This is a genomic window from Fibrisoma limi BUZ 3 (assembly GCF_000296815.2).
Classification (GTDB): domain Bacteria; phylum Bacteroidota; class Bacteroidia; order Cytophagales; family Spirosomataceae; genus Fibrisoma; species Fibrisoma limi.
Genome location: NZ_CAIT01000009.1, coordinates 1,500,741 through 1,527,019 on the forward strand (window position 1 = coordinate 1,500,741; position 26,279 = coordinate 1,527,019).

General features: G+C 49.3%; 26 protein-coding genes and 1 tRNA gene. 16 read left to right on the top strand and 11 right to left on the bottom strand.

Annotated elements, in window-relative coordinates:
- Nucleotide 1: 1 nt before the first annotated feature.
- Together BN8_RS25965 and BN8_RS25970 are read right to left on the bottom strand one after the other, a co-directional pair.
- Nucleotides 2–367, bottom strand: coding sequence for a hypothetical protein (locus BN8_RS25965; RefSeq protein ID WP_009284925.1), 366 nt, complete (start codon nucleotides 365–367; stop codon nucleotides 2–4).
- A gap of 15 nt (nucleotides 368–382) precedes the next feature.
- Nucleotides 383–2,824, bottom strand: a complete 2,442-nt coding sequence (locus BN8_RS25970; protein ID WP_009284926.1) for a penicillin acylase family protein — start codon at nucleotides 2,822–2,824, stop codon at nucleotides 383–385.
- Nucleotides 2,825–3,070: 246 nt separating this feature from the next.
- Here BN8_RS25970 and BN8_RS25975 point away from each other — a divergent pair, with 246 nt between their 5' ends.
- Entirely contained in the window at nucleotides 3,071–3,901 is an 831-nt protein-coding gene (locus BN8_RS25975) for a glycerophosphodiester phosphodiesterase family protein (protein WP_040006877.1), read from the top strand.
- 71 nt (nucleotides 3,902–3,972) lie between these two features.
- On the top strand, nucleotides 3,973–5,496 hold the full coding sequence (locus tag BN8_RS25980; RefSeq protein WP_009284928.1) for a GH3 auxin-responsive promoter family protein: 1,524 nt from the start codon (nucleotides 3,973–3,975) through the stop codon (nucleotides 5,494–5,496).
- Here the strand turns inward: BN8_RS25980 and BN8_RS25985 are convergent, their stop codons facing one another.
- Nucleotides 5,497–5,970 carry a flavin reductase family protein gene (locus tag BN8_RS25985; RefSeq protein WP_040006535.1) on the bottom strand — a complete coding sequence of 158 codons (474 nt, stop codon included), beginning with the start codon at nucleotides 5,968–5,970 and terminating at the stop codon, nucleotides 5,497–5,499.
- Between the two features lie 119 nt (nucleotides 5,971–6,089).
- Here BN8_RS25985 and BN8_RS25990 point away from each other — a divergent pair, with 119 nt between their 5' ends.
- Nucleotides 6,090–7,319, top strand: coding sequence for a 4-hydroxy-3-methylbut-2-enyl diphosphate reductase (locus BN8_RS25990; protein ID WP_009284930.1), 1,230 nt, complete (start codon nucleotides 6,090–6,092; stop codon nucleotides 7,317–7,319).
- 30 nt (nucleotides 7,320–7,349) lie between these two features.
- Here BN8_RS25990 and BN8_RS25995 read toward each other — a convergent pair whose 3' ends face one another.
- Together BN8_RS25995 and BN8_RS32615 are read right to left on the bottom strand one after the other, a co-directional pair.
- The gene (locus BN8_RS25995) at nucleotides 7,350–9,056 is read right to left on the bottom strand and encodes a glycoside hydrolase family 10-like protein (RefSeq protein ID WP_009284931.1); all 1,707 of its coding nucleotides are present in this window, start codon (nucleotides 9,054–9,056) and stop codon (nucleotides 7,350–7,352) included.
- A gap of 44 nt (nucleotides 9,057–9,100) precedes the next feature.
- Nucleotides 9,101–9,268: a DUF2256 domain-containing protein gene (locus BN8_RS32615; protein ID WP_083882533.1), complete on the bottom strand. Its 168-nt coding sequence runs from the start codon at nucleotides 9,266–9,268 to the stop codon at nucleotides 9,101–9,103.
- Between the two features lie 68 nt (nucleotides 9,269–9,336).
- Here BN8_RS32615 and BN8_RS26000 point away from each other — a divergent pair, with 68 nt between their 5' ends.
- Together BN8_RS26000 and BN8_RS26005 are read left to right on the top strand one after the other, a co-directional pair.
- On the top strand, nucleotides 9,337–9,624 hold the full coding sequence (locus BN8_RS26000) for a TIGR03643 family protein (RefSeq protein WP_009284932.1): 288 nt from the start codon (nucleotides 9,337–9,339) through the stop codon (nucleotides 9,622–9,624).
- Between the two features lie 173 nt (nucleotides 9,625–9,797).
- Entirely contained in the window at nucleotides 9,798–10,265 is a 468-nt protein-coding gene (locus tag BN8_RS26005) for an Lrp/AsnC family transcriptional regulator (protein ID WP_009284933.1), read from the top strand.
- An 88-nt stretch (nucleotides 10,266–10,353) separates the two neighbouring features.
- Here the strand turns inward: BN8_RS26005 and BN8_RS26010 are convergent, their stop codons facing one another.
- Nucleotides 10,354–11,574 (bottom strand): tetratricopeptide repeat protein, encoded by a 1,221-nt coding sequence (locus BN8_RS26010; protein WP_009284934.1) that lies wholly within the window; start codon nucleotides 11,572–11,574, stop codon nucleotides 10,354–10,356.
- Nucleotides 11,575–11,778: 204 nt separating this feature from the next.
- Here BN8_RS26010 and hpt point away from each other — a divergent pair, with 204 nt between their 5' ends.
- Nucleotides 11,779–12,306 carry a hypoxanthine phosphoribosyltransferase gene (gene hpt / locus BN8_RS26015; protein WP_009284935.1) on the top strand — a complete coding sequence of 176 codons (528 nt, stop codon included), beginning with the start codon at nucleotides 11,779–11,781 and terminating at the stop codon, nucleotides 12,304–12,306.
- A 13-nt stretch (nucleotides 12,307–12,319) separates the two neighbouring features.
- Here the strand turns inward: hpt and BN8_RS26020 are convergent, their stop codons facing one another.
- Nucleotides 12,320–13,546 (bottom strand): NADH-quinone oxidoreductase subunit D, encoded by a 1,227-nt coding sequence (locus BN8_RS26020; protein WP_009284936.1) that lies wholly within the window; start codon nucleotides 13,544–13,546, stop codon nucleotides 12,320–12,322.
- A gap of 158 nt (nucleotides 13,547–13,704) precedes the next feature.
- Between BN8_RS26020 and rpmG the strand changes: the two genes are divergently transcribed.
- From rpmG to BN8_RS26065, 10 genes are all read left to right on the top strand, one after another.
- Entirely contained in the window at nucleotides 13,705–13,887 is a 183-nt protein-coding gene (gene rpmG / locus BN8_RS26025; RefSeq protein ID WP_009284937.1) for a 50S ribosomal protein L33, read from the top strand.
- A 5-nt stretch (nucleotides 13,888–13,892) separates the two neighbouring features.
- Complete coding sequence (locus BN8_RS32620; protein WP_009284938.1) at nucleotides 13,893–14,048, top strand: DUF4295 domain-containing protein; 156 nt, start codon at nucleotides 13,893–13,895, stop codon at nucleotides 14,046–14,048.
- A gap of 169 nt (nucleotides 14,049–14,217) precedes the next feature.
- A complete protein-coding gene (ftsY, locus tag BN8_RS26030) occupies nucleotides 14,218–15,174 on the top strand; it encodes a signal recognition particle-docking protein FtsY (RefSeq protein ID WP_009284939.1) in 957 nt (318 codons plus the stop codon).
- Nucleotides 15,175–15,438: 264 nt separating this feature from the next.
- Complete coding sequence (locus tag BN8_RS26035; RefSeq protein WP_009284941.1) at nucleotides 15,439–15,645, top strand: YlcI/YnfO family protein; 207 nt, start codon at nucleotides 15,439–15,441, stop codon at nucleotides 15,643–15,645.
- Entirely contained in the window at nucleotides 15,642–16,157 is a 516-nt protein-coding gene (locus BN8_RS26040) for a hypothetical protein (protein ID WP_229368325.1), read from the top strand. Before BN8_RS26035 ends, BN8_RS26040 begins: the two co-directional genes overlap by 4 nt.
- A gap of 207 nt (nucleotides 16,158–16,364) precedes the next feature.
- On the top strand, nucleotides 16,365–17,675 hold the full coding sequence (gene rimO, locus BN8_RS26045) for a 30S ribosomal protein S12 methylthiotransferase RimO (protein ID WP_009284942.1): 1,311 nt from the start codon (nucleotides 16,365–16,367) through the stop codon (nucleotides 17,673–17,675).
- A 69-nt stretch (nucleotides 17,676–17,744) separates the two neighbouring features.
- On the top strand, nucleotides 17,745–19,295 hold the full coding sequence (gene bshC / locus BN8_RS26050; protein WP_009284943.1) for a bacillithiol biosynthesis cysteine-adding enzyme BshC: 1,551 nt from the start codon (nucleotides 17,745–17,747) through the stop codon (nucleotides 19,293–19,295).
- Nucleotides 19,292–19,879, top strand: a complete 588-nt coding sequence (locus BN8_RS26055) for a 5-formyltetrahydrofolate cyclo-ligase (RefSeq protein WP_009284944.1) — start codon at nucleotides 19,292–19,294, stop codon at nucleotides 19,877–19,879. Before bshC ends, BN8_RS26055 begins: the two co-directional genes overlap by 4 nt.
- A 103-nt stretch (nucleotides 19,880–19,982) precedes the next feature.
- Nucleotides 19,983–20,999 (top strand): aspartate-semialdehyde dehydrogenase, encoded by a 1,017-nt coding sequence (locus BN8_RS26060; RefSeq protein WP_009284945.1) that lies wholly within the window; start codon nucleotides 19,983–19,985, stop codon nucleotides 20,997–20,999.
- A gap of 137 nt (nucleotides 21,000–21,136) precedes the next feature.
- On the top strand, nucleotides 21,137–22,156 hold the full coding sequence (locus BN8_RS26065; RefSeq protein ID WP_009284946.1) for a hypothetical protein: 1,020 nt from the start codon (nucleotides 21,137–21,139) through the stop codon (nucleotides 22,154–22,156).
- A gap of 712 nt (nucleotides 22,157–22,868) precedes the next feature.
- Here BN8_RS26065 and BN8_RS26070 read toward each other — a convergent pair.
- The 4 genes from BN8_RS26070 to BN8_RS26085 all read right to left on the bottom strand — a co-directional run bounded on the left by BN8_RS26070 (nucleotide 22,869) and on the right by BN8_RS26085 (nucleotide 26,259).
- Nucleotides 22,869–22,952, bottom strand: a tRNA-Leu gene (locus BN8_RS26070).
- Between the two features lie 81 nt (nucleotides 22,953–23,033).
- On the bottom strand, nucleotides 23,034–24,371 hold the full coding sequence (locus BN8_RS26075; RefSeq protein WP_009284947.1) for a dihydroorotase: 1,338 nt from the start codon (nucleotides 24,369–24,371) through the stop codon (nucleotides 23,034–23,036).
- Between the two features lie 132 nt (nucleotides 24,372–24,503).
- Nucleotides 24,504–25,511, bottom strand: a complete 1,008-nt coding sequence (gene hemB / locus BN8_RS26080) for a porphobilinogen synthase (protein ID WP_009284948.1) — start codon at nucleotides 25,509–25,511, stop codon at nucleotides 24,504–24,506.
- Nucleotides 25,512–25,578: 67 nt separating this feature from the next.
- Entirely contained in the window at nucleotides 25,579–26,259 is a 681-nt protein-coding gene (locus BN8_RS26085; RefSeq protein WP_009284949.1) for a response regulator transcription factor, read from the bottom strand.
- Nucleotides 26,260–26,279 lie beyond the last annotated feature (20 nt).

Sequence of the window (26,279 nt, forward strand, 5' to 3'; positions counted from 1 at the left end):
GTTATTCGGCAGGGTGTATGCGACCCTGATTTTGAACTGCCTGGCGAACGTAATAGCCAGAAAGTCCGGCTAATCCGCCGACCAACCCGCCTATTAGAACCGTTACGGCAATTAGCAGCACTGGCTGATCTGCTTTAAATAATAACTGGCTCATACGCGCTGTCATGATTCCGTCCGTGCGGAATTGAACAACCAGTGCGTAAATAAGCCAAACGAGAGCAACGCCAAAAAAACCGGCACCGAAGGCAGCTAAAGCACTTGGTCGGGTAATCAGGCATACCAGAAATGCGACCAGAGCCAGACTCCACCAAGGGAGCACGAATTGAGCAAGCAGGCTAAGCAGGGCGATAAGCAGAAATTGTATCATCGTATTCGTAATGCCTTACTTAAGGACTATTTTTTTTACCAATCGCTTGTTGGTATCCGTTGGCGATTGCAGATAAAGCAATTCATAAAGCTCACCCTTTGCCCATTTTTCAATCATATTCTGGTAGAGTGGGCTACCGGGGTTCCCAGACTGGCCTCCAGGATACAGACCATATGCTTTCGGCTGCGGCCCCAGCGCAACAACCATCCGCCACGATGGCCCCCAACGTTCGCTGGTGGCGTTAACGATGCCGCTCCCTCCTCCTACGTTCAGGTTCAATACACTAAAGGCATCCAGGCCTGGAATCAGGTGTCGAATATCAGTGCCTTTGTGCGGCCCCCACGCCCAGGCACGTCCGATTGCGCCATGTTGTTTAGCCAGCGTATCGCAGGCAGCCCGGAAACTTTGCGTTACTACGTCGGTAAGCGTTTCAGGATTGGGCGTTCGTACATTGTCAAACCAGCGGGCATTCGGTTCGCGCTGCATCAGCGTCAGCGTACGGTCGAACGACGGCATACGCAAGGGTACAGAATCGTTACCGCCGAACTCATCGTCCCAAACGGTCTGCATGAGTCGGTTCATCCATTCGTTAAATATAGTTGGCCCAACTTCGGTGGTATCGTTGTTCAAGCGCCACATTCTTAAAATAGTCAGGGCTTTTTGCTGATCGCTGTTCAAGCCGTTGACTTTTACCAACGGCAAGCAGATGGGCAAGGCATCGGCAGCTTTCAGATTATAATTGTCATTCTGCAACTGGCGAAGACTGTCGACCGTAGTATGCTGCATAGCCGATAGTCGCTGATTGATACGTCGTCCCCGCTCTGATGGAGCAAATTCCCAGTTGATGTAGTACGGATAACTCGGATCGGTCGACGACTGATTTGCCGAGCTGACAAATCCACGGGGCGGATTTTTTACCCGTGGGTTCTGATCGGGGGGGATACGGCCGTGCCAGTCGTTAGCCGGGTTAGTACCATCAAGTATAAATTTACCCTGGTTTTTGTATTTCAGTGGAAAGTACCCATTTGGCGAAATGGCAATGTCATTCTGATTACTGGCGAACACAAAGTTCTGTGCCGGAGCCGCATACAGTGCCAGCGCTTTGGTATAGTCGTCGTACGTTTTGGCCCGATTCAGGTGATAAAAACACATCAGATCATTAGCGGGCTCATGAGCCACCCAGCGTGCTGCGTGCCCAACTGGTATGTTTTCGCGGAATGGTTTGGTGTTTGGGGAATAAACAACAGGTCCGTGATGTGTGTACAGCACCGTGTCCTGCACAACGGGCTTGCCCTTCACTTTGATTATTTCAATCCGTTGCCGTACAGGTTTCCACTGACCGTCGTGCCAATAGTCCCGTCGACTTTCATCCTTAAACCGAATTGTATAAAAATCGAGCACATCGGCCCCTACGTTCGTTACACCCCAGGCAACGTCTTTGTTAAAACCAATGACTACGCCGGGAGCGCCAGGCAGCGACGCACCATACACGTTCATGGTAGGCGTAACAAGCTGAATCTGGTACCAGATCGACGGCAAACTCAGGCCAAGATGTGGATCGTTCGCAAGGATCGGGTGGCCGGTAGCCGATTTCTGAGCGCCAACGGCCCAGTTGTTACTGCCGATCTCCCGGTTCGGCCTTGGAATAGTTACGTCAAAACGGGTAGCTGCCTGAGTTAATAACCGACTGCTGTCGGCTGGTGGCTTCGGTAGGGGCAATGCAGCGAAATCCCATTTTGTACCGGGTGGAATGATAGGGTCTTCGCGAGTTGGGTAATTAGGAAATAGGTCAGCGGTGACAGCCGGTCCAAACTTGCGGAGAATGTTGGTCATCTCCAGGTCATCGGCACCACTGGCGAGCGTACTGGTCATCTGCTTGAGCAGGTAGGCGCACTTGATCGGTGCCCACGGCTCGGGTGCATAGCCAAGCAGTTTGTATTCGATGGGATAATCGGCAGGGGCTAGCTGATTGATCCAGGCGTTTATTCCGGCCGTGTAGGCTTCAACAACCTGTCGGGACGTCGGGTCGGCCATCATCATCTGCACTGCCTTCTCAGCCCCGTATCCCAACCCTAAACGCCGGTTGTATCGGTCGAAGTCAAGCGCACGTTCACCTACGACTTCGGCCAGCCGGCCCGCTGCCGCATGGGTTTGAAATTCCATCTGCCACAGTCGGTCACGGGCCGTCAGATACCCCTGAGCGAAATACGCATCATAATCGTTCTGGGCGAATACGTGCGGGATGCCGAGATCATCGAACAGGACCGTAATCGAAGCACGAGTTCCGTCTATATCAAGCTCTTCATCACGAGAAGTAGCCGGCTCAGCGTTTTGCCAGAATCCAACAAACGGGCTCAACAATGGGCCGAATGCTGGAATACTACCCCAGGGACGATTCAACGCCCAGACTATTAATAAGGTTACGGTAAGTGACAGAGCAGCTTTAAAATACTTCATTCGACAGAGTCAGAACAGCTACGGGTTAAGATTGTAAAAAAGCAAATTGTAATTCGTAAATAAAAATTATATGTTTCGTCCTATGTCTGCTCATCAAAGAACGGCTTCGCACAAACGTAATAGTGCCCAATCAATCCTTTCCCTACTTTTGGGATAAACTCCGCTTAATAGCCAATGTACTACGTTTCTGCCCTAGTTTTATTACTTACTTTCGCTCAGGTTCAATTCAATCATTCTGTTGCTCCCATGCCGTTTGATATACAGGGGCACCGCGGGTGCCGGGGTTTGATGCCGGAAAATACGGTTCCTGCTTTTCTGAAAGCTCTTGACCTCGGCGTTACGACGGTCGAACTGGACGTAGTGATTAGTAAAGACCGCCAGGTTGTGGTTTCCCACGAGCCTTACTTCAACGCGGCTTTCAGCATCGCGCCCGATGGAAAGCCAGTCGAGAAAAAAGATCAGAAAAGTCTTAATCTGTATCAGATGAACTACGCCGATATCAAACGGTACGATGTGGGCTCAAACGGGAATCCGGCCTACCCGGAGCAGCAGAAGCTGAAAACCCATAAGCCGTTGCTGAGTGATGTGATTGAACAGGTGGAAGCGTATCGGAAGCAAAAACAACTTCCCGCTTTTTCGTACAACATCGAACTAAAAAGTGAAGCATCTGAATATAACGTAAGTCAGCCTGAGCCGGCCCCTTTTGCAGACCTGGTACAGGCTGTGCTGGCCAAGCGAATAAGCCCCGAGCGAATTGTGATTCAAAGCTTTGATTTTGCTGTTCTGCGTCACTACAAAAAACAGATCGATGCCGGTACGTATCCTAAAGTACGGCTGGCGGCTTTGGTACAAAACCTTCGCAGTCCGGAACATAATATTGACGAATTAGGCTTTACTCCTGATATTTACAGCCCTTACTTCAAGCTGCTTAGCCAGGATAAGATTGCCAAACTCCACGAACGGGGCCTGCGGGTCATTCCCTGGACCGTCAACGAAATCGACGACATGAAGCGGTTAAAAAGCTGGGGCGTTGATGGGCTGATCACGGATTATCCCGACCGAGCAAAAAGTTTGTAAAACATCCGGTATTATCGTAAGTTTCTTTAACAGTACGACACCAACGTCCGGCAACGTCCGTAAATAGAAGTATGACTTTGCTTAACACCACGCTTAAATGGCTCCTCGAACGACGCTTACCGCGCATTGAGGCCATGAAGAAGCACCCGGGCGAGGTGCAACAGAGGGTGTTTAATCAGCTTATTGGACGGGGGCGTCGTACTGAATGGGGACGCCGATACCACTACAAGTCCATCCGAACAGTCGAGGATTTTCAGAGACAGGTACCTGTTTCGTCGTACGAAGATTTATTCCCCTACATTGAACGGGTAATGAAAGGCGAGAACAATGTACTTTGGCCATCGCCCGTACGTTGGTTCTCCAAATCATCGGGTACAACCAACGCCCGCAGCAAGTTCATTCCCGTTACGTCTGAATCGCTTGACGAAGCTCATTTCAAGGGCGGTAAAGATCTGATGGCACTCTACATCGCCAACAACCCCGACAGCCGCACGTTTGAAGGAAAAGGGCTATCGATTGGTGGCAGTCTCCACGAAAATCCGTTTAGCTCCAACGGTGTTGTCGGCGACGTATCGGCGGTTGTTATGAAAAACCTGCCGAGCTGGGCACAATACATTCGAACTCCATCGCTTGACGTTGCCCTCATGAGTGAATGGGAAGCCAAGATGGAACGGATGGCCGAGGTGACTGCGCAGGAGAACGTAACGAGCATTCTTGGCGTACCGACTTGGGCGCTTGTGTTGCTGGACAAAATTCTGGCCCGCACCGGCAAATCCAACATCCTGGAGGTCTGGCCTAATTTCGAAGTGTTCATTCACGGGGCGGTTAACTTCCAACCCTATCGAGATCTGTTCAGGCAACAGGTATTTCCCTCGGCCAGCGTCCGCTACCTCGAAGTCTATAACGCATCAGAAGGATTCTTTGCTATTCAGGACGATCTATCGCGCATCGGTGAAATGCTGCTCATGCTCGACTACGGGATCTTCTACGAGTTTGTGCCGATGGAAGAAGCTAACAACCCCTTCCCTAAAGCCCTGACGATTGAAGAGGTTGAGTTGAACAAGAACTACGCACTCGTGGTCTCAACCAACGGCGGCTTGTGGCGCTATCAGGTAGGCGATACGGTTCGGTTTACCTCACTCTATCCGCACCGCCTGAAGGTTAGCGGCCGAACCAAACACTTTATCAACGCCTTTGGGGAGGAGGTAATCGTCGAAAACGCCGAAATTGCCGTAACTCGGGCCAGTGAAGCCACCGGTGCCATTATTGCCGATTATACTGCCGGGCCGGTTTACATGGGCAACGGCACCAATGGCCGACACGAATGGATTATTGAATTTTCGCAGGAGCCTGACAACCAGCAGCGCTTTAATCAACTACTCGACGAAACGCTCCGGGAGGTCAATTCTGATTACGATGCCAAACGCTACAACGACATGGTGCTGAAACGGCCGATCGTTCATGTAGTACCACGCGGCACGTTCTACGGCTGGATGAAGCATAAAGGCAAACTGGGTGGTCAGCACAAAGTACCCCGACTGGCTAATTCCCGCGAGTACCTGGATGATATCCTGGGACACCTGCTTGAACTGTAATCAGCCTCTCACCAATTTTCTTTCCTTTAGAAACTGATACGTCATCACTGTTTTATCATCGTTCAGCACATGCTGTTTCAGTACCTCGCAGATAAACAATTCGTGATCGCCAGCGTCGGTGCTATGGAGCACGCTGCACTGAACGTATCCGATTGCTTCGGTCAGGTATGGACAATTGCGTTCGTCCAACGCATACGGCAGCCGCCTGAACTTATCGTGGTCTCGTCCCGATTGCTGCCCCAGCTTTCTGATCAGACTGGTCTGTTCCGTTGATAACAGGTTGATGTTAAGTAAGCCACTTTCCCGAACCAGTTCGATGGTGTAATCCACTTTGTAAAGGGCAACCGCCACCACCTTCCCTCCCATAGCGGTTTGCGTGAGCCACGTAACGATATTAGCATTCCGCCGGTCGCCGGCCACTGTCGTTATCGCGTGTACATCGTAATTTTTATATTTCAGCAATCGTTTAGGCATGTGTACTGACTGGTTGTTCTGTGAAGTTGAACAAAGCCAAAAATGACTTTGTTGACTAGATAGACGTACCTTTGTGTGTTGATAGTCATACATCAACACACTGACTGACGGCCGGCTCCATGAAATCATTCAACATTCCAGAATACTACCGTAGCAGCATCATTACGCCCCTCAAGGAATTTCGGCGGAAACGCGACAAGCTGAAGCGTGATTTTACACCAACATTGCTGGATTTCGGCCCGATTCGGTTTTACATCGCCCGCCATTTTGGGTTCTGCTACGGCGTAGAGAACGCGGTTGAAATCGCTTACAAAGCCATTGCTGAGAACCCCGGCAAACGAATCTTTCTATTGAGCGAAATGATTCATAATCCCGATGTCAATGCCGATTTACAAAGCCGGGGGGTTCGGTTTTTGATGGATACGTCGGGTCGTCAGCTTACGCCCTGGTCCGAGCTGACGCCTGAGGATGTGGTTATCATTCCGGCGTTTGGTACAACGCTCGAAACGCAGCAGCAATTAGCCGCCATTGGACTGGATATTGAGAAGTATGATACTACCTGCCCGTTTGTCGAGAAGGTCTGGAACAAAGCCAGTCAGATTGGCCAGAAGCATTATTCGGTAGTTGTGCATGGAAAACCATCTCACGAAGAGACCCGCGCTACGTTTTCGCACAGTAAAGAAAGCGCTCCCACTGTAGTGGTTAAAAATATGGCTCAGGCTCAGCGACTGGCCAAGTACATTACGGGTGAACTGCCCCGCGAGCAGTTTTTTGACGAATTTGCCGGACAATATTCTGATGGGTTTGACCCGGACCGTGATCTGCAACGCATTGGTGTTGTGAACCAGACTACAATGCTGGCGTCTGATACGCAGGGCATCGCCGACTACCTGAAACAGGTAATGATTCAGAAGCATAACCTGACGCCAGATCAGGTTGACGAACGGTTCGCCAATACCCGGGATACGCTCTGTTACGCCACTAACGATAACCAGGACGCTACGTATGCCCTGCTAACCTATCCTGCTGACTTTGCGGTAGTAGCTGGTGGCTATAATAGTTCAAACACATCGCATATAGTCGAACTGTGTGAGGAAAAGCTCCCTACGTATTTTATCGAATCGGAACAGAAGATCTTATCCAACACCCTGATTCGCCATTTCGACCTACATGGCAAGCAAGAAGTCGTTACAGAAAACTACCTTCCGGCCAACCGACCGGTTACGGTTCTGCTTACCTGCGGAGCCTCCTGCCCTGACGCTGTCGTAGAAGGCATCCTGGTGAAGCTGGTCAGCTTCTTTCCCGACGCCCATTCGGTAGATGAGGTGATGAACGAGTATCAGGCATGAGCCAATCTCGAACTGATTCACCAATAGCCACTACCTGACTTTGATCGTTATCTGCTGACTCTCGTTATGTAGCCTATCAAAAGCCGTGATCGCGTACACGTATTTTTTGGATGGGTCGGCGGTTTTGTCTACGTAGCGTGTACACAGTTCCCCCTGACACACCGCCAGAATATGCCGCGGATCATCAAGGTGAATCCTGGGCTTTTTGCCTTCAAATCGGTAGATGACATAGTAATGTGCCCCGTTTCCATCGGTGGCCGGTTCGGGTTGCTGCCAGAACAATTCAATACCATCCGACGTATCGGCAGCTTTCAAATCCCGGGGTGGCAGGGGCGGGATACTGTCGAGCCACGGCATGGAAGGTACCAGCGCCGGGTAACGGTAAAAACTTTGACGTAATGAATCCCGAATCGCCAACGGATTCGTTTTAAGCGATTTAGCGCTAAAGTAGATGCTGCCGGCTACAGCTCGTTGCTGCCGATTGTAGCGAAGTTGTTCCGGAAACTCTGAAGCATTATACCAGCCTGGATCACGCTCAGAGCCACGTCCGACACGATAGGCACCATGACCGATGTATAAATGCCGATTGCCGCAGTTTCGTGTCCACCATTCGACCAGTGTCCGATACGGCACACGACCAAACTGCGTACTGAAATAAACCTGTGGTGCAATGTAATCTACCCAGCCTTCGCGAGCCCACTTGCGGGTATCAGCGTATAGCTCATAATAGGCCTGGCCGCCGTTGGTAGCAGATCCATCAGGATCGCTGCTCTGATTTTTCCAGATGCCGAACGGACTGATGCCAAACTTGACGTATGGCTTGTTGGCGCGAATAGAATCCCTCAGTTCCAGAACTAATCGATTGACATTATCGCGTCGCCAGTCGTCTTTTTTCATGCCGTTGTAATTAGCCTGGTACGTGCTGTCGTCGCGCAGCACCTGACCGGCAATGGCATACGGGTAGAAATAATCGTCGAAGTGAATACCGTCGACATCATAGTTTCGCACTACGTTTGCCACTACGCCGGCGATATAAGTCCGCACTTCTGGCAAACCAAGATTAAATAGCTTACGACCACCGTACTCGAGTATCCAACCCGGCTTTCGGAAAACGATGTTGCTCGGCGCAACGCTGGCTGTTTTGCTGAACGTAGCCCGGTCGAGATTGAACCAGGCATGAAACTCCATGCCCCGGCTGTGGGCTTGCTCGATCATGTATTCGAGCGGATCGTAAAAAGGCTCTGGCGCTAACCCCTGTTGCCCCATCAGCCATTCCGACCAGGGTTCAGAACTCTTGGCATAAAACGCATCGGCGGCTGCCCGAATCTGCACAACTACCGCATTGAGGCCCATTTGTTGTTGCTGATCAAAGAGCGCTACAATTTCCTGCTGCTGGTCGGCCGGCAAGAGCCCCTTCTTACTGGGCCAGTCAATATTGTCTACTGTTGCAATCCAGACAGCCCGGAATTCACGCTTTGGTGGCAGCGGTGCCAGCGCCGTCAATTCTTCGGTTTCTACGGTGTCGACCGGAGCCGGAACGACAACCGGTGGCCGCGTCGGGACTGGTTTGGCGGCAACGGCAGTGGTCGGTACCGGCTTAGTCGGATTAGGTTTTGCGGCAGTAGGTTTAGGACGGCTAACCGGTGGCTTCTTCGTGACTACCGGTTTAGGACGACGGCAGCCATTCCAGAAAAACACAGCCAGAAGCAGAGTAAGACAGGCAACGAAACGGTACATGTAGGAATGGAATAATTCTCAAAAATAACGACAGTTCACCATAACTATGCGGACTGACTCGTTGATTTTTGGTATTTGGCCGCGGCCCGGCACCGGTCGCTACAGTAAATGACATTATCCCAGTCACGTTCCCACTTTTTTCGCCAGGCAAACGGACGCCCACAAACAGGACACGTTTTAGCAGGCAAATCCGATTTTTTCCGCATTTTCATGCAGTGAGTAACCGGCTGTTCGTTATCAAAGTTCGAACCATGGCCTGCCGAAGCAGGTTACCAGTAGCATGAAAAACTCAGGAAACGAGTTAAGCCCGGCCGATATCGATCGAATCATTGAAATGGCGTGGGAAGACCGAACACCCTTCGATGCCATTGAAGCTCAGTTTGGACTAGCTGAGCCGGAGGTCATTGCTTTGATGCGTAGAGAACTCAAACCTACCTCTTGGCGGTTGTGGCGAGCCCGCGTCCAGGGCCGCGCTGCCAAACACCGGGCGTTGTCGGCCGTTGATGATCACCGGTTTAAGTCATCTCGCCAACGGAACATAACACTCAACAAGGTAACTAAACGTTAACGTCTGTATTTGGCCAACAACCTATTCAGCTTAATTTTGTGCCGTTAAAAAAAGGAATGGACACGATTTTATTTTGTTTTTAGCAAAAAACCAATATCTTTTTAGACTATTTTTCGCTCAAAAGATAGTAGCTTTGTGCCATTCTGCAACATTATTTCAACATCATTTCGTTTATGAGCCACAAGTTAGATCAGATAGATCGCAAGGTTTTAGAGATTCTGCAATCCAACGCCAAGATAACCAACGCCCAGCTTTCTAAAGAGATAGGCCTTTCGCCAGCCCCCACCCTGGAACGTGTTAAAAAGCTTGAAACGTCAGGCATCATACAGAGCTATCATGCACAGCTTAACCGCGAGAAGGTTGGTTTGGGCGTAACTACGTTCGTGATGGTTACGCTGGTTGGTCACAAGAAAGACACTACCATGGCGTTTGTCGAGAAAGCGAACACCATTCCGGAAATCATCGAGTGCCATCACATCACTGGATCAGGTGACTTTTTACTGAAGGTCATTTCCAAAGACATTTCGTCGTATCAGGCGCTGATGCTTGATGTGATTAATGAAATCGGCGAAGTAGCCAGCACACAAACGATGGTCATTATGTCGACATTCAAGGAAAGCAAAGTACTGCCAATTCCTTGAGTAAGGCGAAAAAGAAGAGGGGACGAAAAGAGCAGAGGAAGTCATAAACTTCTTTTCTCCTTTCGTCCCCTCTCTTTTGCTGTTAATATTATTCCCTCCGCTTCCTGCGTTCCTCACGCCGGGACTTCTTAGAGTCATCCAGCGCTTTTTTAGCTTCTTTGTACTGACTCGATTTGCGATCAGCTTTATCCATCACTTCTTTAAAGTACGTTCGGGCCAGGTCAACGTTCTTTTCCTCGGTTGCAATTTTCCCTAAATTCAAGACTGACGACAGGTAGTAGCCAGCATCCGTCGAATTAGTCTGTTTGGCGTAATCAATAGCTTTCTGATAATTTTCCCGGGCTACCGACAGATTCTTGTAATATAAGTGGTTAATATAAGCCAGTATATAAGCGGCTGTACGTCCACTAACAGCCTCATAACCAGACTGCCCCCGTTCAATTTTTGTCAGAATATCCTTCGACGTTGACTCTGCTTCGGCCAGCCGTCCGCGAACGAAAGCTGAGCGGGCGTAATACCGCTCAAAGAAGGGGTTATCCGGAAACTGCTCGGTCATGTATTTAGCCAGATCGTACGCTTTGTCGTACTGATTCTCCATGCTGTAAATCTGCAACAGGAAATACCGGGCTTCAATTCGGGTATAAAACGCGGAGTTGGCGGTGGTCTCCAGTTGTTTGATTCCCTGCGTCTTATTCCCTTTAGGAAAAAACATCAAAATCGGCTTCAACAACGGATAGTTTTCCGGAATCCATTGAGAGTAGTAATTGTACATTCCGTCGCCAAACAAAAGCTCCGGGCTGAATTCGGTGTTATTCTTACACTTTTCAAAGTACTTGAGCGCATTTTTTCCCGCAACGGTTGCTTTAGCCCACTTCTTCCGTTCAGAGTATAGGCGCCCCTTGAAGGCATAGGCAGCCGCCAGGAAAAAGGAAGGCTCCACCTTATTCTCGCTTATATCATACAACCGCTCGGCCAACGTAATGGTCGTATCCATATAGGCCAGGCAACGATCATCATAGTCTGTTACATCCGTATTGGGCACGATCTTCCACCATTCGGACAGCCCCATCAGGAAGTAGGGCATCGGGTGGCTCGGGTACCTAACACGAAGCCAGCGAAATTCCTTATCGGCTTCGTAAAATTTATAATTGTACATTTGATTGATTGCCTCAGCGGCTTCAATCTGTACACCAGGGTGTTTCAACAGCCCATCGTACTTCTTATCAAACGCCGACGGGTCATACAATGCCTGAGCCTGAGCCCAAAAGGCCAGCCCCGTCAGCCACACCGTCAACACGAGTTTTTTCATCGATTGGTTACAGCCTTTTCTGTCTGTTGCTTAACAACTCTTATACAAAAATTTATTTCAATTGCCTCTGGCCTACAACCTTTATGGCTATTGTTATACATAGAACGTAATCAACGAAAAGTCCGTTTGCTTCCGCTTATTTTTCGGTTATCTTTTGCCTACTGACCCGCCCGCCGTATCTTTGATCACTCCTCAGGGCAAAAAATGTTAACGATAAACGATAAGACGTTCGTACCATTCATTACCGCTGATACCATCCAGGCACGCGTTCTCGAACTGGCCGGACAAATCAACCAGGACTACGCCACCCGGCAACCGTTAATCGTAGTCGTGTTAAACGGGGCCTTCATTTTTGCGGCTGATCTCCTTAAAAACCTGACTATTTCCTGCGAGATTACCTTCATCCGCGTAGCCTCCTATCAACAAACCTCGTCGACAGGTCAACTCCGTCAGATCCTGGGTTTGTCGCAGTCAGTAGCCAACCGTGACCTGATCATTGTTGAAGATATTGTTGATACGGGGTTTACCATCAGTGAAATCCGTGACCAGCTCAGTGCCGACGGACCTACCTCCGTTGCCATTGCTACGTTGCTCTTTAAGCCGACAGCCCTTCAGAGACCGCTCCAGCTTGACTACGTAGGCTTTGAAATCGAGAATCGCTTCGTGCTGGGCTATGGACTGGACTACGACGGCTTAGGGCGCAACACAAGGGACATTCTGGTACTGGCCTGATCGGCACATTCACCTACCGATCCACTTCACCCATCACTACGTCGATTGAACCAATAATGGCCACCAGATCGGCCAGCATGGCTCCCCGGCTAATCTCACTGATGACCGACAGGTTGTGGTAGCAGCATGACCGACATTTGGCCCGAACCGGCACGTCGGACCTGCCATCCGTCCGAAAGAAAAATCCCAGTTCACCTTTAGCGCTTTCAGCACGGGCGTAGAAATCCATCGCCTTCGGGCGAATTTTCTTGGGTACGAGTGCCTGCGGGTCATAATCACGGGTGCGTTTGTAGGTACCGGTCAGTTGATCGAGGCATTGCTCAATAATTCGCAACGACTCCCGGCATTCCAGCACCCGGACATTATTGCGGTCCCAGCAGTCGCCTACCGTACCGACCTGCCCAGTTCCAATGGGAATGTCAAAATCCAGTTCAGGATAGACCGAATACCCGTCGACCCGGCGCAGATCGTAGCGCAGACCAGAGCCACGTAATACCGGGCCTGTACACCCGTAGTTGATCGCAACCGGCAGAGGCAACACCCCGACGTTGGCCGTTCGCTTCACAAAAATCTCGTTGTCGATGACGAGCTGCTGAAGTTCGTTCAACTTTGGTTTAAGGTACTGTGTAAACTCCCGGCAGCGCTCCTCAAAACCAACTGGCAGGTCATAAAAGAGCCCACCAATCCACATGTAATTATAGAGCATCCGGGCACCACTTACCCACTCCAGCAGCCGTTGAATATGCTCCCGATCGCGCATGAGCCACAGAAACGGCGTATAGGCTCCAATGTCCAGTGCATACGTACCAATCGCGACAAAGTGAGCGGCAATACGGTTAAGTTCAGCCACCAGAACACGGATGTATTCGGTTCGCTTGGGTAGTTCGCCCTGAATGCCCAGCATCCGCTCGACGCCCATTACCCAGGCGTGTTCGCTGGTCATGGCTGAGAGGTAATCCAGCCGGTCAACAAACGGTATGGTCTGGTTAAAGGGCAGCGACTGCGCGTGTTTCTCAAAACAGCGGTGCAGATAGCCCAGATGCGGAACTACATCAACGATAATTTCGCCGTCGGTTACGACTTCAAATCGGAGTACGCCGTGTGTTGACGGGTGCTGTGGCCCCATGTTCAGAATCATCTGCCCTTCATCAAGTAAATCAGGCAGGTGAACATTCGGCTCCGACGCCCGGAAGTGGCCGGGCGCATATTCATATTCTATGGTTTGTGTTGAGGCTGTCATGTGTCCTGCAAAGGTCGAAAGCCAATAGTTATACACCAAAAACTTCCTGCTTATGGAACCTTAACCAACTACAAATCATTACATTTTACAGAAAGTTTTTGTCCAATTAAATCGATTTTCGTACTTTTGCGATCCTATCGGGAAAACGACGTACAGAAATGGCAAAGAAAGGTAATAGAGTACAGGTAATTCTGGAGTGCACTGAGCAGAAAGATAGCGGTGTACCTGGTATGTCGCGGTACATCACTACAAAGAACCGCAAAAACACGCCGAGCCGCATCGAGCGTAAGAAATATAACCCGTTCCTGAAACGTGTAACTGTTCATAAAGAAATTAAGTAAGCGTCATGGCAAAGAAGGTAGTTGCAACCCTGAAAACGAAGGATAACGGTAAGGCTTTTGCTAAAGTCATTAAGGCCGTTAAGTCGCCGAAAACCGGCGCTTACACCTTCAAGGAAGAAATGGTTCCGGTTGACGAAGTACAGGCTGCGCTGAAGGGATAATCCTTTCGCTCGGTGTTCCGTCAGCTTCCCGTACGTACACAAGACATTCAAAGTCCCCACAAGGGACTTTTTTTGTTGTAGTTTTGTTTGCAAGCAGTCCGTAGGTCGTGCCGCTGGAGCCGCTGCCTGAAAGGTCGCGGGCCGATCTACGAACTAAATACCTACAGCTATGGCATTATTTGGCTTCTTTTCCAAGGAGAAAAAAGAATCGCTCGACAAGGGGCTGGAAAAAACAAAAGATAGTTTCTTTTCAAAACTGGGCCGGGCGGTCGTTGGTAAATCAAAAGTTGATGAGGAAGTTCTCGACGAACTTGAAGGCGTTCTGATATCATCGGATGTCGGCGTTGAAACTACCGTCAAGATTATTCAACGCATTGAGGAGCGGGTAGCACGTGATAGATACCTCGGTACGGACGAGCTCGACCGGATTTTGCGCGAAGAGATTGCGGCACTGCTCTCTGACAACAGAACTGTTGACGTCGGCGACGACTTTAATCTGCCGGCCGGTAAAAAACCGTACGTGATCATGGTGGTAGGGGTCAATGGCGTAGGCAAAACAACGACCATTGGCAAACTCGCGGCCCAGTTTCATAAGCGGGGGAAGCAGGTGGTGCTGGGAGCCGGCGACACATTCCGGGCGGCAGCCGTCGATCAGCTTAAGTTATGGGGTAACCGCGTGGGCGTACCCGTCATTGAGCACGGCATGAACACCGACCCCTCGGCTGTTGCGTTTGATGCCGTAAAAAAAGCGGTCGATATGGAAGCTGACGTAGTGATTATCGACACTGCCGGTCGGCTCCACACGAAGGTGAACCTGATGAACGAGTTGACTAAAATCAAGCGGGTGATGCAGAAGGTGATCCCGGACGCCCCCCACGAAGTGCTGCTTGTTCTTGATGGTTCAACTGGTCAGAACGCGTTCATTCAGGCAACGGAGTTTACGAAAGCCACTGAAGTGTCGGCACTGGCCATTACCAAGCTGGATGGAACGGCAAAAGGTGGCGTGGTGATCGGTATCTCGGATCAGTTCAGGATTCCGGTTAAGTACATTGGCGTCGGGGAGAAAATTGACGATCTGCAAACGTTTAATAAGATGGAGTTCGTTGATTCGTTCTTTAAAAAGTGACTTGAATGGCTTATCAACTTACCTTTTCGGATAAAGCCCTTAAAAGTCTGAAGAAGATTCCGAAAGTTGATACTGAACGCATTATCAACGCTCTTGAAGAATTAGCCTAGGATCCAGATAAGAAAACAAATGTTAAACGGTTGACCAATCACCCCGATGCCGTTTTCAGACTATGAGTAGGTAATTACCGTTTTTATACGACAAACATGAAGTGGTGCGCATTATCGCAGTTATTGACATTGGACACCGAAAAGACATTTACGCATGACACTCAATGCTCAAATTATTCAGGGTGAAGGCAAGCCAAAATTTGCGGTAATTGCTTACGAGGAGTATGAAGCAATCCAGCAGAGTCTTGCTTCTTTTGATAACCTCGAAGATTTCCTCGATTATATACATGCTCTTCGTATTAAAGAGGAGACGACCTCGTGGCATTCGCTGGACGAAGTGAAAAAAGAATTAGGCTTATGATGAAGCAGCCTCCTCTACGGTACGCTCAAGCCATCCGTCTAGTATTCTTCCTGGTTACAGGGTTGGCAATGCTTTCGGCACAAAACTCCTTTGCGCAGAAGTCTTCCGATAAGAAAACCGCTTCAACTACTGTCAAACAAGGCATCTGCGGTACTGTTATCGAGAAGAAGGGTAATTTCATGCCCAGCCCTGGCCAACAAACTCCAAGCGGCCAGCCGGTAGTCCGGGAAGTGGTTATTTTTCCGGTATTGAATAACACGAAGGTTAAGTCCACGCCCGAAGGCTTTATCGAATCCACTAATGGAGTGAAGCCAGTAAAGACGGTAAAGTCCAACAAAAAGGGCCGGTTTTGTGTCAGTTTACCCGCTGGCCAGTATTCGGTTCTGATACGCGAACCTAAAGGGTTATATGCCAACATCTACGACGGCCAGAACAATATCAACCCAATAACGGTAGAGAAAAACCGCTTGTCCCAAACTTCTCTGGAGATTACGCATCAGGCTGCATTTTAGCAGTTAATGACAGCTATGATAATTTTCGGTTTTGTATCCATGCCTTTCGCCTGGTTGATTGTTCGGCGACTGCACTGCTCTGACAAATCGAAAGAGTAATTCTGTATGGTATTAAATTACCGGATTAGTATGAATCCCGGCCCATTCGTACCGAACTTTGCGGCCTAAACTGCCGTTGACTAATCACGGCATTGTACAATTACAGTTTTGAAAACGAAAGGCTTACGTACCAATAAAATTAATATCGTCACACTGGGTTGCTCCAAGAATCTGGTTGATTCGGAGGTGCTGTATACGCAGCTTAAGGGCAACGGTTATAACGTGACACATGAAGCGAAGAAAGACGACGCTAACATTGTCGTTATCAATACCTGCGGTTTTATTGACAACGCAAAGGAAGAATCCGTCAATACGATTCTGCGCTACGTCGACGCCAAAGAAGCGGGCGTAGTGGATAAAGTATACGTGACGGGCTGCCTGTCGCATCGCTACAAAGACGAGCTGGAAGTCGAAATTCCGACGGTAGATGCCTGGTTCGGAACAAACGAACTGCCCCGGCTGCTCAAGACACTCAAAGCCGACTATAAACACGAGCTCGTTGGCGAACGGTTGCTGACAACTCCGGCCCATTTCGCCTACCTGAAAATTGCCGAAGGCTGTGACCGACCCTGCTCATTTTGTGCAATTCCGTTAATGCGGGGTAACCACGTATCCCGATCTATTGACGAGCTGGTAATCGAAGCCAGGTCGCTGGCCCGGCGCGGCACCAAAGAACTGATTCTAATTGCCCAGGATCTGACCTACTACGGGCTGGATCTGTATAAAAAACGGAATCTGAGCGAATTGATGGCCCGGCTAAGTGATGTAGAAGGAATCGATTGGATACGATTGCAGTACGCTTACCCATCGGGTTTTCCGTTGGATGTGCTGGAGGTAATGCAGGAGCGGCCGAACATCTGCAAATACCTCGATATGCCGTTGCAGACTGGATCGACTGAACTGCTTAAAATCATGCGCCGGGGCATCACGCGGGAAAAAACGGAAGCCCTGCTCGAAACCATTCGGGCGAAGGTGCCTGATATTACCCTCCGTACGACGCTGATCGTTGGGCACCCCGGCGAAACCGAGGCCATGTTTGAGGAAACGTATGATTTTGTAGAACGTATGCAGTTCGACCGGTTAGGTGTGTTTACTTACTCGCACGAAGAAAACACGCACTCGTTCACCCTGCCCGACGACATTCCTGCTGACGTAAAACAAGAACGTGCTGATGCGCTCATGGATCTGCAACAGGGTATCTCGTATGAATTGAACCAGAAAAAAGTAGGGCAGACGTATAAAACGCTGTTCGACCGGAAAGAAGGTGGTTATTTCATTGGCCGGACAGAAGCTGACTCGCCTGAGGTTGACAATGAGGTACTGGTTCCGGCCACGCAGTACGTCCGGGTTGGTGATTTTGCCCACATCCGCATTACAGAAGCCCACGAATTTGATTTGTACGGCGAAGTTATAGCCTGATACGTATTGCCCGCAGGAGACGAACCTTGCGGGTTTTTCAGTTGTTTTGCCGAGTAAACCCCACTCCGTATGGATTGTCAGTACTTACCGCTGTCAAAAACAGGTCAATTTTCTTCCCTTTTCCTTGATTACATCGCCCGAAAAGACAGTTTACAGCCGTTCTACAGCCGTTTTCCTGATCTGGCTTCATTTGAGCAACAAATAAAAAATCGCTCATTTGATCAGCAACGGCGCCAGGTTCTGGTGGATGTGCTTGAGCGGCAGTATCAGCATATTGACAACAAGCCTGACCTGTCACGGTTGCTACAACCCAATACATTCGTTGTGACGACGGGGCATCAACTGAATATTTTCACGGGGCCAGTGTTTGTCATTTACAAACTCATCACAACCATAAATCTTGCGAAGCAATTAAAGGAAGCGTACCCCGACTACGACTTCGTGCCGGTCTACTGGATGGCCAGCGAAGATCATGACTTTGCGGAGATCAATCATTTTACACTTTTCGGTAAAAATTACGCCTGGCAAACGGAGCAAAGAGGAGCCGTAGGGCGGATGAATCCAACGGAACTAAAGTCGCTGTTCGCGCAGATTCCCGAAAAGTTATCCTTATTTGAGCAGGCCTACCTTAACCATAGCACACTGGCAGATGCCGTTCGGTACTACGTGCATGAGCTGTTCGGCGAAAAAGGACTGATCAGCCTCGACGCCGACGACGCCAACCTAAAGAAAGTTTTTGCGCCTATCATGCGTGACGAACTGGTGCGGCAGAAATCCAGCGAATTGGTACAAACGCAGACGCAATACCTGGAGAATTTGGGTTATAAAACAATTATTACCCCGCGCGACATTAACCTGTTTTACCTGAACGATCAACTGCGCGAACGCCTGGAACGCCTGGACGACGGGCGCTTTCGGGTAGTTCACACCAAACAGTATTTCACCGAAGAAGACCTGCTGAGGCTTCTTGATGAGCATCCCGAGCACTTTAGCCCGAATGTAGTCCTTCGACCGCTGTATCAGGAAACAATTCTGCCGAACCTGGCTTACATCGGTGGCCCTTCCGAGATTCCGTACTGGCTACAGTTAAAAGGCGTGTTCGATCACTACCAAACGCCGTTTCCTATCCTGATGCCGCGCAACTTTGCGATGTATGTACCGGCCGTCAGTGCCAAACGTATTCATAAGCTCGGACTGACGCCCGAAGACCTGTTCGCCGATGAAGTTTCTTTAAAGCGTCAGTTCGTCGAGCAACATACGGCTCATGCCCTCCGTTTTGACAAGGAAAACGTGCAGGTAAATAAGGCGCTGGATGGTATTCTACACAAAGCGACGGTTGTTGACCCAACGCTGGAACGGGCTGTACTGGCCGAGACTAAGCGGTTCGCCAATGCAGTAGCACGATTGGAAAAAAAGATGCGCCGGGCCGAGGAACGTAATCAGGAAACGGGCATCCGGCAGTTGCTGGCCGTAAAGCATGAGCTGTTTCCCAATGGCGGGATGCAGGAGCGGACCGAAAACTTTCTGACCTTCCAGCTCAACGACAAAGCGTTTCTGCAAAAGCTGCTCAATGTCTTTAACCCGTTTGATTTCCGCATGCAGCTTTGTCTGGAGTCATGACTAAGACAGCTTTACGTAAACGATTTCTGGCCGAGCGTAAAGCGTTGTGTACTGAAACCGTAGCTGAACGAAGCCGAGTCATTGCCGAACGTTTTTTTGACTTCGCCTATGGGCAAATTAATTCGTCCGCCAGTTCAACAGTTCATACGTTTCTCCCGATCCAGCGGCAAAACGAGGTCGATACGTGGCTGATTATCTATCGCTTATGGCAGAACTTTCCGCAGGTTCGGGTAATAACAGCCGTGACTAATACAACCTCGAACCTGCTTACCCATTATCAGCTTACTCCCCAAACCGAACTGCGCGAAAACCGCTGGGGGATTCCCGAACCGGTTTCAGTTACCCAGCCGATTAATCCTTCGGAGTTTGATATTGTGCTGGTCCCGCTGCTTGCCTTTGACCTGATTGGCCATCGAGTTGGCTACGGTAAGGGCTATTATGACCGGTTCCTGAGCGAATGCCGACCCGACTGCCTTAAACTGGGTTTATCGTTATTTGAACCTATCGAGTTGATACCGGACATTGAGTCGACTGATATTCCTCTGGACTTCTGTCTTACAGCCGAACAAGTCTATACGTTTTAAAATACCAGTCTGTTATTATCTCATTTTCAGAATTCCACCTTAATAAACCCAAACTTTTGCCGTACCTTTGCCGTCAATTTCACAATAAATTGCTTTAAATAATATGAAAATCGCAGTCGTAGGGGCTACCGGCCTGGTCGGTGGCGAAATCCTGAAAGTGTTGGAAGAGCGTAACTTCCCCGTGACCGAACTTATTCCCGTTGCTTCCGAACGTTCGGTCGGTAAACAGGTAGAGTTCAAGGGTAAACAGTTCACGGTTGTCAGCTTTGAGGATGCCATCGCAGCCAAACCTGCCATTGCGATCTTTTCGGCGGGTGGCAGCACGTCGCTGTCCTTGGCCCCCAAGTTTGCTGAAGCAGGCATTACGGTGATCGACAACTCATCGGCCTGGCGCATGGACCCAACCAAGAAACTGGTCGTGCCCGAAATCAATGCTAATACGTTGACAGCCGACGACAAAATCATCGCCAATCCAAACTGCTCAACCATCCAAATGGTGGTGGCTCTGAAGCCGCTGCACGATCGTTATAAAGCGAAACGGATTGTTGTATCGACGTATCAGTCCGTGACGGGAACCGGCAAAGCGGCCGTGGATCAATTGTTCGCAGAACGCGAAGGCAAACAGAATGCCGAGAAGGTGTATCCTCACCCCATTGACCTAAACGTTTTGCCACACATCGATGTCTTCCTCGACAACGGATATACTAAAGAGGAGATGAAGATGGTCAACGAAACCAAAAAGATCATGGGCGATGACTCAATCCGTGTCACAGCCACAACTGTTCGAATTCCGACCATCGGTGGGCATTCGGAGGCTGTCAACGTCGAATTTGAGAACGAATTCGAGCTGCCTGACGTAGTCGAGCTACTGAATAATGCCGAGGGGGTAATTGTGCAGGACGATCCACAAAACAAAGTTTATCCGATGCCGCTAACGGCTCATGGACAAGACGAGGTGTTTGTTGGCCGTATCCGGCGCGACGAAACTCAGCCAAAAACGTTGAATTTCTGGTGTGTAGCCGATAACCTTCGCAAAGGAGCCGCTACCAATGCCGTGCAAATCGCCGAGTACCTAGTGAAGCACGAGCTGGTTGAGGTTACAGAAAACTCAGCCGTGTAATAAGGTAACCATAAAGTCAATTTTAAAAAACGCCCGTTCCATTGAACGGGCGTTTTTTGTTTAGATTAGGAATAAGTAATCAATACGAATAAGAGAGTATAGTTTACCTCCCCCAGAGTTTTACTCAACCTCATACCATGAGAGCACTTCTCTTTCTATTTAGCCTTAGCCTGTTTGTGGCTTGTCAGCCTAATTCCGACAATACGTTTAGCATTGCCCCGGGCCCTGACCTCGCTCCCAGCACGAGCCTTAGTCCCGGAACTGAAGTGCTGGACGTCAGCGCTCCCGCGTCAAGTACTTTGATTAAAGCGATGGTAGTGCAGTCGACCTACAAAGATGCTACGACGGAAGGCTATCGCTATGAATACAAATACAGCTACGACGCCAAAAATCGATTGACTAAACTGGAGTTTGGCGGTTACGTTCATAAAGATATCAGCGACCCAACGCCTTCGTATGCTAACCTGCAACGTCGGATAGCAACCCTAGATTATAACGATTCTGGAGAATTATCGGCTCTGCACATGCTTGATTACGGCCGGGATGGAAATGTTCAATTGTCGCTGACCTTTCCGGTTCGCAAAGAGAACGGTGACCTGGTTGTTTATGGATTACCCCAATGGTATCCTAATCCATTTGCCGATCAGCCTATTCTGCGAATTACCCCCGCCGGTCGGCTCATGCAGCTTCCTACGCCATGGAATGCATACCCAAATGTCCAGTTTTCGCTCAACACATTTAATTACGACCCGGAAGGTAACCTGAAAGACGTTACGTTTTCTTATGTGGAGCCATCCTACATAAATGCAAAACAGGAGAAAAAACAGGCATCCCTCTTACAACAGATTACACATACTCAGCAAGTGCGTAATCCATTTGGCATCAATCCGGCGTATGCAGCCGCCCATTTTCTGGTACGAGGAGGATTTGAGTTCACAGTAATTAGCTGGCTGGATATAGGAAAGAAATTACCCCTTAGCAGTACGTTAACGTTTTATAGTCGTGAAGAAAACGGTCCAGGTTATGCCAAAGGCAACAACGTGCAATCTAGCTATGATTACATCTTTAACGCCAATAAACTGCCTATTCGCCTGAAGCGAGTGCAGCGTTCAAATGGCTCAACTGATTACATTGACAATTTCACATTTACGTACTGAGGTGCTGCTTACATTTCCAATAGTCTCAAGGTTTATTCAGACTTACTGCGACTAGCTGAACACATAGTAAAAGCAGGTTTACAGCCAATACGTATAACCGCTGGCTCAGTGATGCATTTATTATGAACCTTGCTCCCTTTACTTTTGCGCCTTAGTTACAAGTTACGGTGGATATGGAATGGCTCGGCGCAATGCGTCAGGCCATTTTTGTTAACCATACAGCACGTCAAATACGGCTGGCACTGGCCAATAAATGTTTTTTCGATGTCTATTTCTTTATCTGCTCGCATTTCAAGACTGTTGATAGCAAACTCCTCACAAGAGCCGACGTCATATAAGCGGGACAGTTGAGCTTTCTTATTTACTCTATCTACCGAAAAGCTCCCCCCCCAACGACTCAGCCTTTACCCCTTGTACCTGCACGGTGGCATCTTATGCGAGGTAGTTGGATACGGATGAAATTGAAGCGTTGTACAAATGGTTTCCAAGCCAGGATTAGTCTTAAGACCGTTATTTTAGCTGAGTTGTTGTCAAGATAAATGATAGCAACTAGCATATGAAGTCTCTCCATACTTGAGGATATCGCAATAAAACTCCTCTACCCAACATGAAACGTAACGTTGTCACTGGCCGTAACGCTCCTCAGCCTGGCCTTAAGTACCAAAAGCAAAGGCCGTAACCAGCGTTTGAACTGATTACGGCCTTTATGTTGTGCCGAAGGCGAGACTCGAACTCGCATGCCCGTAAAGGCACACGCCCCTGAAACGTGCGTGTCTACCAATTTCACCACTTCGGCAGCTCGTTTCCCCTTTGTTTGGGACTGCAAAGATATACGTTCGGGCCTACTTCTTGCAAGCAAATTTGAAAATTTTTCTGCTTACCGATTAAAAAGAACCCGTTTGCCCGCCCGGTCTGTTAAAAACTCACCATTTTCATAAACCAGTTCGCCCGATACAATGGTATGGGTTATTCTTGATCCAAATGTGTAACCTTCCAGTGGTGACCAACCACATTGGTACAAGATGTTTTGTTTGGAAACAGGTGTCGATTGGTCCATGTCAACTAATACTAAATCAGCCCAATACCCTTCACGAATGTAACCTCTTCGATCAATCTGAAAGCAGTCGGCGGGGGCGTGGCACATCTTTCGGACAACTGTTTCGAGAGAGATCTTGTCCTGCTTAACAAACTCCAGCATCATCAGCAGCGGGTGTTGCACCAGCGGTAGCCCCGACGGTGCCTGCCAGTACGATTGTTGTTTCTCAGCTCGGGTGTGTGGGGCGTGGTCAGTTGCAATGATGTCCAGCCGGTCATCGAGCAGGGCCGCCAGCAGTTGCTCTTTGTGATGAGGAGCCTTGATAGCCGGATTGCATTTTATCTGATTATCCAGCCGGTCGTAGTCCCGACTGTCGAACCAGAGATGATGCACACACACTTCAGCCGTGATACGTTTTTCGCGCAGTGGAATGTCGTTACGAAAAAGTGATAACTCATCCGCAGTTGATATATGAAGAATGTGTAGACGAGTGTTGTGCCGGAGAGCCAGTTCAACTGCCAGGGAAGAAGATTTCAAGCAGGCCTCCTCCGAGCGAATCAATGGATGCAAAGCCGCGGTTGCCGACTCGCCGTATTCCTGTCGGTATTGTTCTGTGTTGGCACGTATGGTCGCTTCATCCTCGCAATGAGTAGCAATAAGCATGGGGCTCTGTCGGAATAGGTCGTCCAGTATCCGCTCATTATCTACCAGCATATTACCGGTTGATGAACCCATAAACACTTTAATACCGCAAACCGTCTTTGGGTCAGTTCGTAATACCTCATCGAGGTTGTGGTTAGAGACACCCATGAAGAATGAATAATTTGCCAGCGACGTACGGGCAGCAATTTCATACTTATCGGCCAACAGATTTTGTGTCAGCGCGTTGGGCACTGTATTGGGCATTTCCATGAACGTAGTGACGCCCCCAGCTACGCCCGCCCGCGATTCAGATCGAATGGTTGCCTTATGGGTTAGGCCAGGTTCACGAAAGTGCACCTGATCATCAATAACGCCAGGAAGTAAAAAACTACCATTTGCATCAATAACCCGATCGACATATTGTTCCGTCAAGTCACTGCTGATACGCTCAATGAAACCACCTTTTATGAGAAGATCTGTCTCAGTAATTGAACCTTCATTAACTGTTCGTGCATTACGAATTAATAAACTGCTCATAAGATAAAATCACAATTAATCTTTTCCCGTAGTCTAACATAGTATAACAGGAAGATGCTTTTAGTCAACAAAAAGCCATGCCTTCCGAAAGATAGTGGAAAGCATGGCTTCGTGATGCTAATTATACCGCAATTAAACTGATTTCAGAAGTTGAGCGGCTTCTTTGGCAAAATAGGTTAGGATAACGTTCGCACCGGCCCGTTTGATCGCCATAAGTGACTCCATCATCGCTCGTTCGCCGTCGAGCCAGCCGTTGCGGGCAGCCGCTTTAATCATAGCATATTCACCACTTACGTTATAGGCGGCAATCGGCAGATCGAAGTTATCTTTTAATAACTTGATTACGTCCAGATACGCCAGTGCGGGCTTGACCATCAAAAAGTCGGCTCCTTCAGCGTAATCCAGCTCTGCTTCAATCAGGGCTTCTCGGCTATTGGCGGGGTTCATCTGATACGTTTTCTTATCGCCAAAACGGGGGGCAGAATCCAGCGCATCGCGGAATGGCCCATAAAAAGCGCTGGCATATTTCGCCGAATACGCCATGATCGCTACGTCGTGGAAACCACCGGCGTCGAGTACCTGGCGGATATAACCCACGCGGCCATCCATCATGTCCGACGGGCCGACGATATCGGCACCAGCTTTTGCCTGCGCCAATGCCATATTGCCCAGTACTTCGAGCGTTGGGTCATTCAGAATTTTTCCGTTTTCAACGATCCCATCGTGCCCATCAGAACTATAAGGGTCCATTGCTACGTCAGTCATAACCACTACGTCCGGGAAACGATCTTTAATCGCCTTCACTGCCCGCAGATACAAACCGTCGGGATTATAACTCTCCGTAGCGTATTTATCTTTCTTTGACTCGGGTAGGTTGGGGAAGAGCGCGAACGTAGTCAGGCCAAGGCCCACGCATTCGGCAACTTCTTCTAAAAGCAGATCAAGTGAGTACCGATGGATTCCTGGCATGGAAACCACTTCACTGCGAACACCTTCGCCTTCCAGCACAAAAAGCGGCAAAATGAAGTCAGTTACGGCGAGTCGAGTCTCCTGCACCATATTACGAATGGCAGCTGACTGACGATTCCGACGCGGACGTCGGGTAAGTTGTAATTGGGTTATACGCTGTACGTTTGACATGCCTCACTCAAATAGATTGCTTAGTGAACAAACTTACGAAGCCATCTATTCCGACAGCACCCATTTTTTACACAATTAATTTGAAACCCTCACCGTGGACGTTCACCAGTTGAACGGCTTCATCTTCCTTGAGGTACTTCCGCAGTTTCGTCACATACACGTCCATACTCCGGGCGTTGAAGTACGAATCGTCGCCCCACACCATCTTGAGGGCAAAACTGCGGCTGACCGGCTGATTAAGGTTTTGCGCCAGCAGCTTAAGTAGCTCAGACTCTTTACTGGTCAGTTTCTGCGATGAGCCGTTGTGCATCAGCAACTGGTGCGGATAATCAAACTGAAACGACCCGATCTGATACACCGACGGCTCAGGCAAATCAGGTGTACGCTGGTAGCGCCGGAGAATGGCCTGAATTCGTAGCAACAATTCCTCCATGCTGAATGGCTTCGTCACGTAGTCGTCGGCACCAACCTTAAACCCCTGGATGGTATCTTCCTGCATCGATTTGGCCGTCAGGAAAATAATTGGGATATCACGCCCTGCCATCCGGACTTCTTTCGCCAGCGTAAAGCCGTCTTTTTTAGGCATCATGACGTCGAAAATGCACAGGTCATACGAGTTCGCCATGAACATCTGAAGTCCCTGATTACCGTCGGTTGCCCGGTCGGTTGGGTATCCTTTCATCGTCAGGTACTCCTGTACTAACTGTCCCAGATTGGGGTCATCTTCGACTACCAGAATGTTTGCCATTTTCTACAATAAATCGTTCA

Bases quoted from the DNA above. Each gene is read 5' to 3' on its own strand.
- BN8_RS26075 (WP_009284947.1), bottom strand. From the start codon at position 24,371: ATGAGCAGTTTATTAATTCGTAATGCACGAACAGTTAATGAAGGTTCA.
- BN8_RS26000 (WP_009284932.1), top strand. From the start codon at position 9,337: ATGAAAAACTCAGGAAACGAGTTAAGCCCGGCCGATATCGATCGAATC.
- rpmG (WP_009284937.1), top strand. From the start codon at position 13,705: ATGGCAAAGAAAGGTAATAGAGTACAGGTAATTCTGGAGTGCACTGAG.
- BN8_RS25975 (WP_040006877.1), top strand. From the start codon at position 3,071: ATGCCGTTTGATATACAGGGGCACCGCGGGTGCCGGGGTTTGATGCCG.
- hemB (WP_009284948.1), bottom strand. From the start codon at position 25,511: ATGTCAAACGTACAGCGTATAACCCAATTACAACTTACCCGACGTCCG.
- BN8_RS26085 (WP_009284949.1), bottom strand. From the start codon at position 26,259: ATGGCAAACATTCTGGTAGTCGAAGATGACCCCAATCTGGGACAGTTA.
- BN8_RS26040 (WP_229368325.1), top strand. From the start codon at position 15,642: ATGATGAAGCAGCCTCCTCTACGGTACGCTCAAGCCATCCGTCTAGTA.
- BN8_RS26060 (WP_009284945.1), top strand. From the start codon at position 19,983: ATGAAAATCGCAGTCGTAGGGGCTACCGGCCTGGTCGGTGGCGAAATC.
- BN8_RS26010 (WP_009284934.1), bottom strand. From the start codon at position 11,574: ATGAAAAAACTCGTGTTGACGGTGTGGCTGACGGGGCTGGCCTTTTGG.
- BN8_RS26065 (WP_009284946.1), top strand. From the start codon at position 21,137: ATGAGAGCACTTCTCTTTCTATTTAGCCTTAGCCTGTTTGTGGCTTGT.
- BN8_RS26020 (WP_009284936.1), bottom strand. From the start codon at position 13,546: ATGACAGCCTCAACACAAACCATAGAATATGAATATGCGCCCGGCCAC.
- BN8_RS25985 (WP_040006535.1), bottom strand. From the start codon at position 5,970: ATGCCTAAACGATTGCTGAAATATAAAAATTACGATGTACACGCGATA.
- BN8_RS25965 (WP_009284925.1), bottom strand. From the start codon at position 367: ATGATACAATTTCTGCTTATCGCCCTGCTTAGCCTGCTTGCTCAATTC.
- BN8_RS26005 (WP_009284933.1), top strand. From the start codon at position 9,798: ATGAGCCACAAGTTAGATCAGATAGATCGCAAGGTTTTAGAGATTCTG.
- BN8_RS25970 (WP_009284926.1), bottom strand. From the start codon at position 2,824: ATGAAGTATTTTAAAGCTGCTCTGTCACTTACCGTAACCTTATTAATA.
- hpt (WP_009284935.1), top strand. From the start codon at position 11,779: ATGTTAACGATAAACGATAAGACGTTCGTACCATTCATTACCGCTGAT.
- BN8_RS25990 (WP_009284930.1), top strand. From the start codon at position 6,090: ATGAAATCATTCAACATTCCAGAATACTACCGTAGCAGCATCATTACG.
- BN8_RS26055 (WP_009284944.1), top strand. From the start codon at position 19,292: ATGACTAAGACAGCTTTACGTAAACGATTTCTGGCCGAGCGTAAAGCG.
- BN8_RS25995 (WP_009284931.1), bottom strand. From the start codon at position 9,056: ATGTACCGTTTCGTTGCCTGTCTTACTCTGCTTCTGGCTGTGTTTTTC.
- BN8_RS26035 (WP_009284941.1), top strand. From the start codon at position 15,439: ATGACACTCAATGCTCAAATTATTCAGGGTGAAGGCAAGCCAAAATTT.
- BN8_RS32620 (WP_009284938.1), top strand. From the start codon at position 13,893: ATGGCAAAGAAGGTAGTTGCAACCCTGAAAACGAAGGATAACGGTAAG.
- ftsY (WP_009284939.1), top strand. From the start codon at position 14,218: ATGGCATTATTTGGCTTCTTTTCCAAGGAGAAAAAAGAATCGCTCGAC.
- BN8_RS32615 (WP_083882533.1), bottom strand. From the start codon at position 9,268: ATGAAAATGCGGAAAAAATCGGATTTGCCTGCTAAAACGTGTCCTGTT.
- BN8_RS25980 (WP_009284928.1), top strand. From the start codon at position 3,973: ATGACTTTGCTTAACACCACGCTTAAATGGCTCCTCGAACGACGCTTA.
- bshC (WP_009284943.1), top strand. From the start codon at position 17,745: ATGGATTGTCAGTACTTACCGCTGTCAAAAACAGGTCAATTTTCTTCC.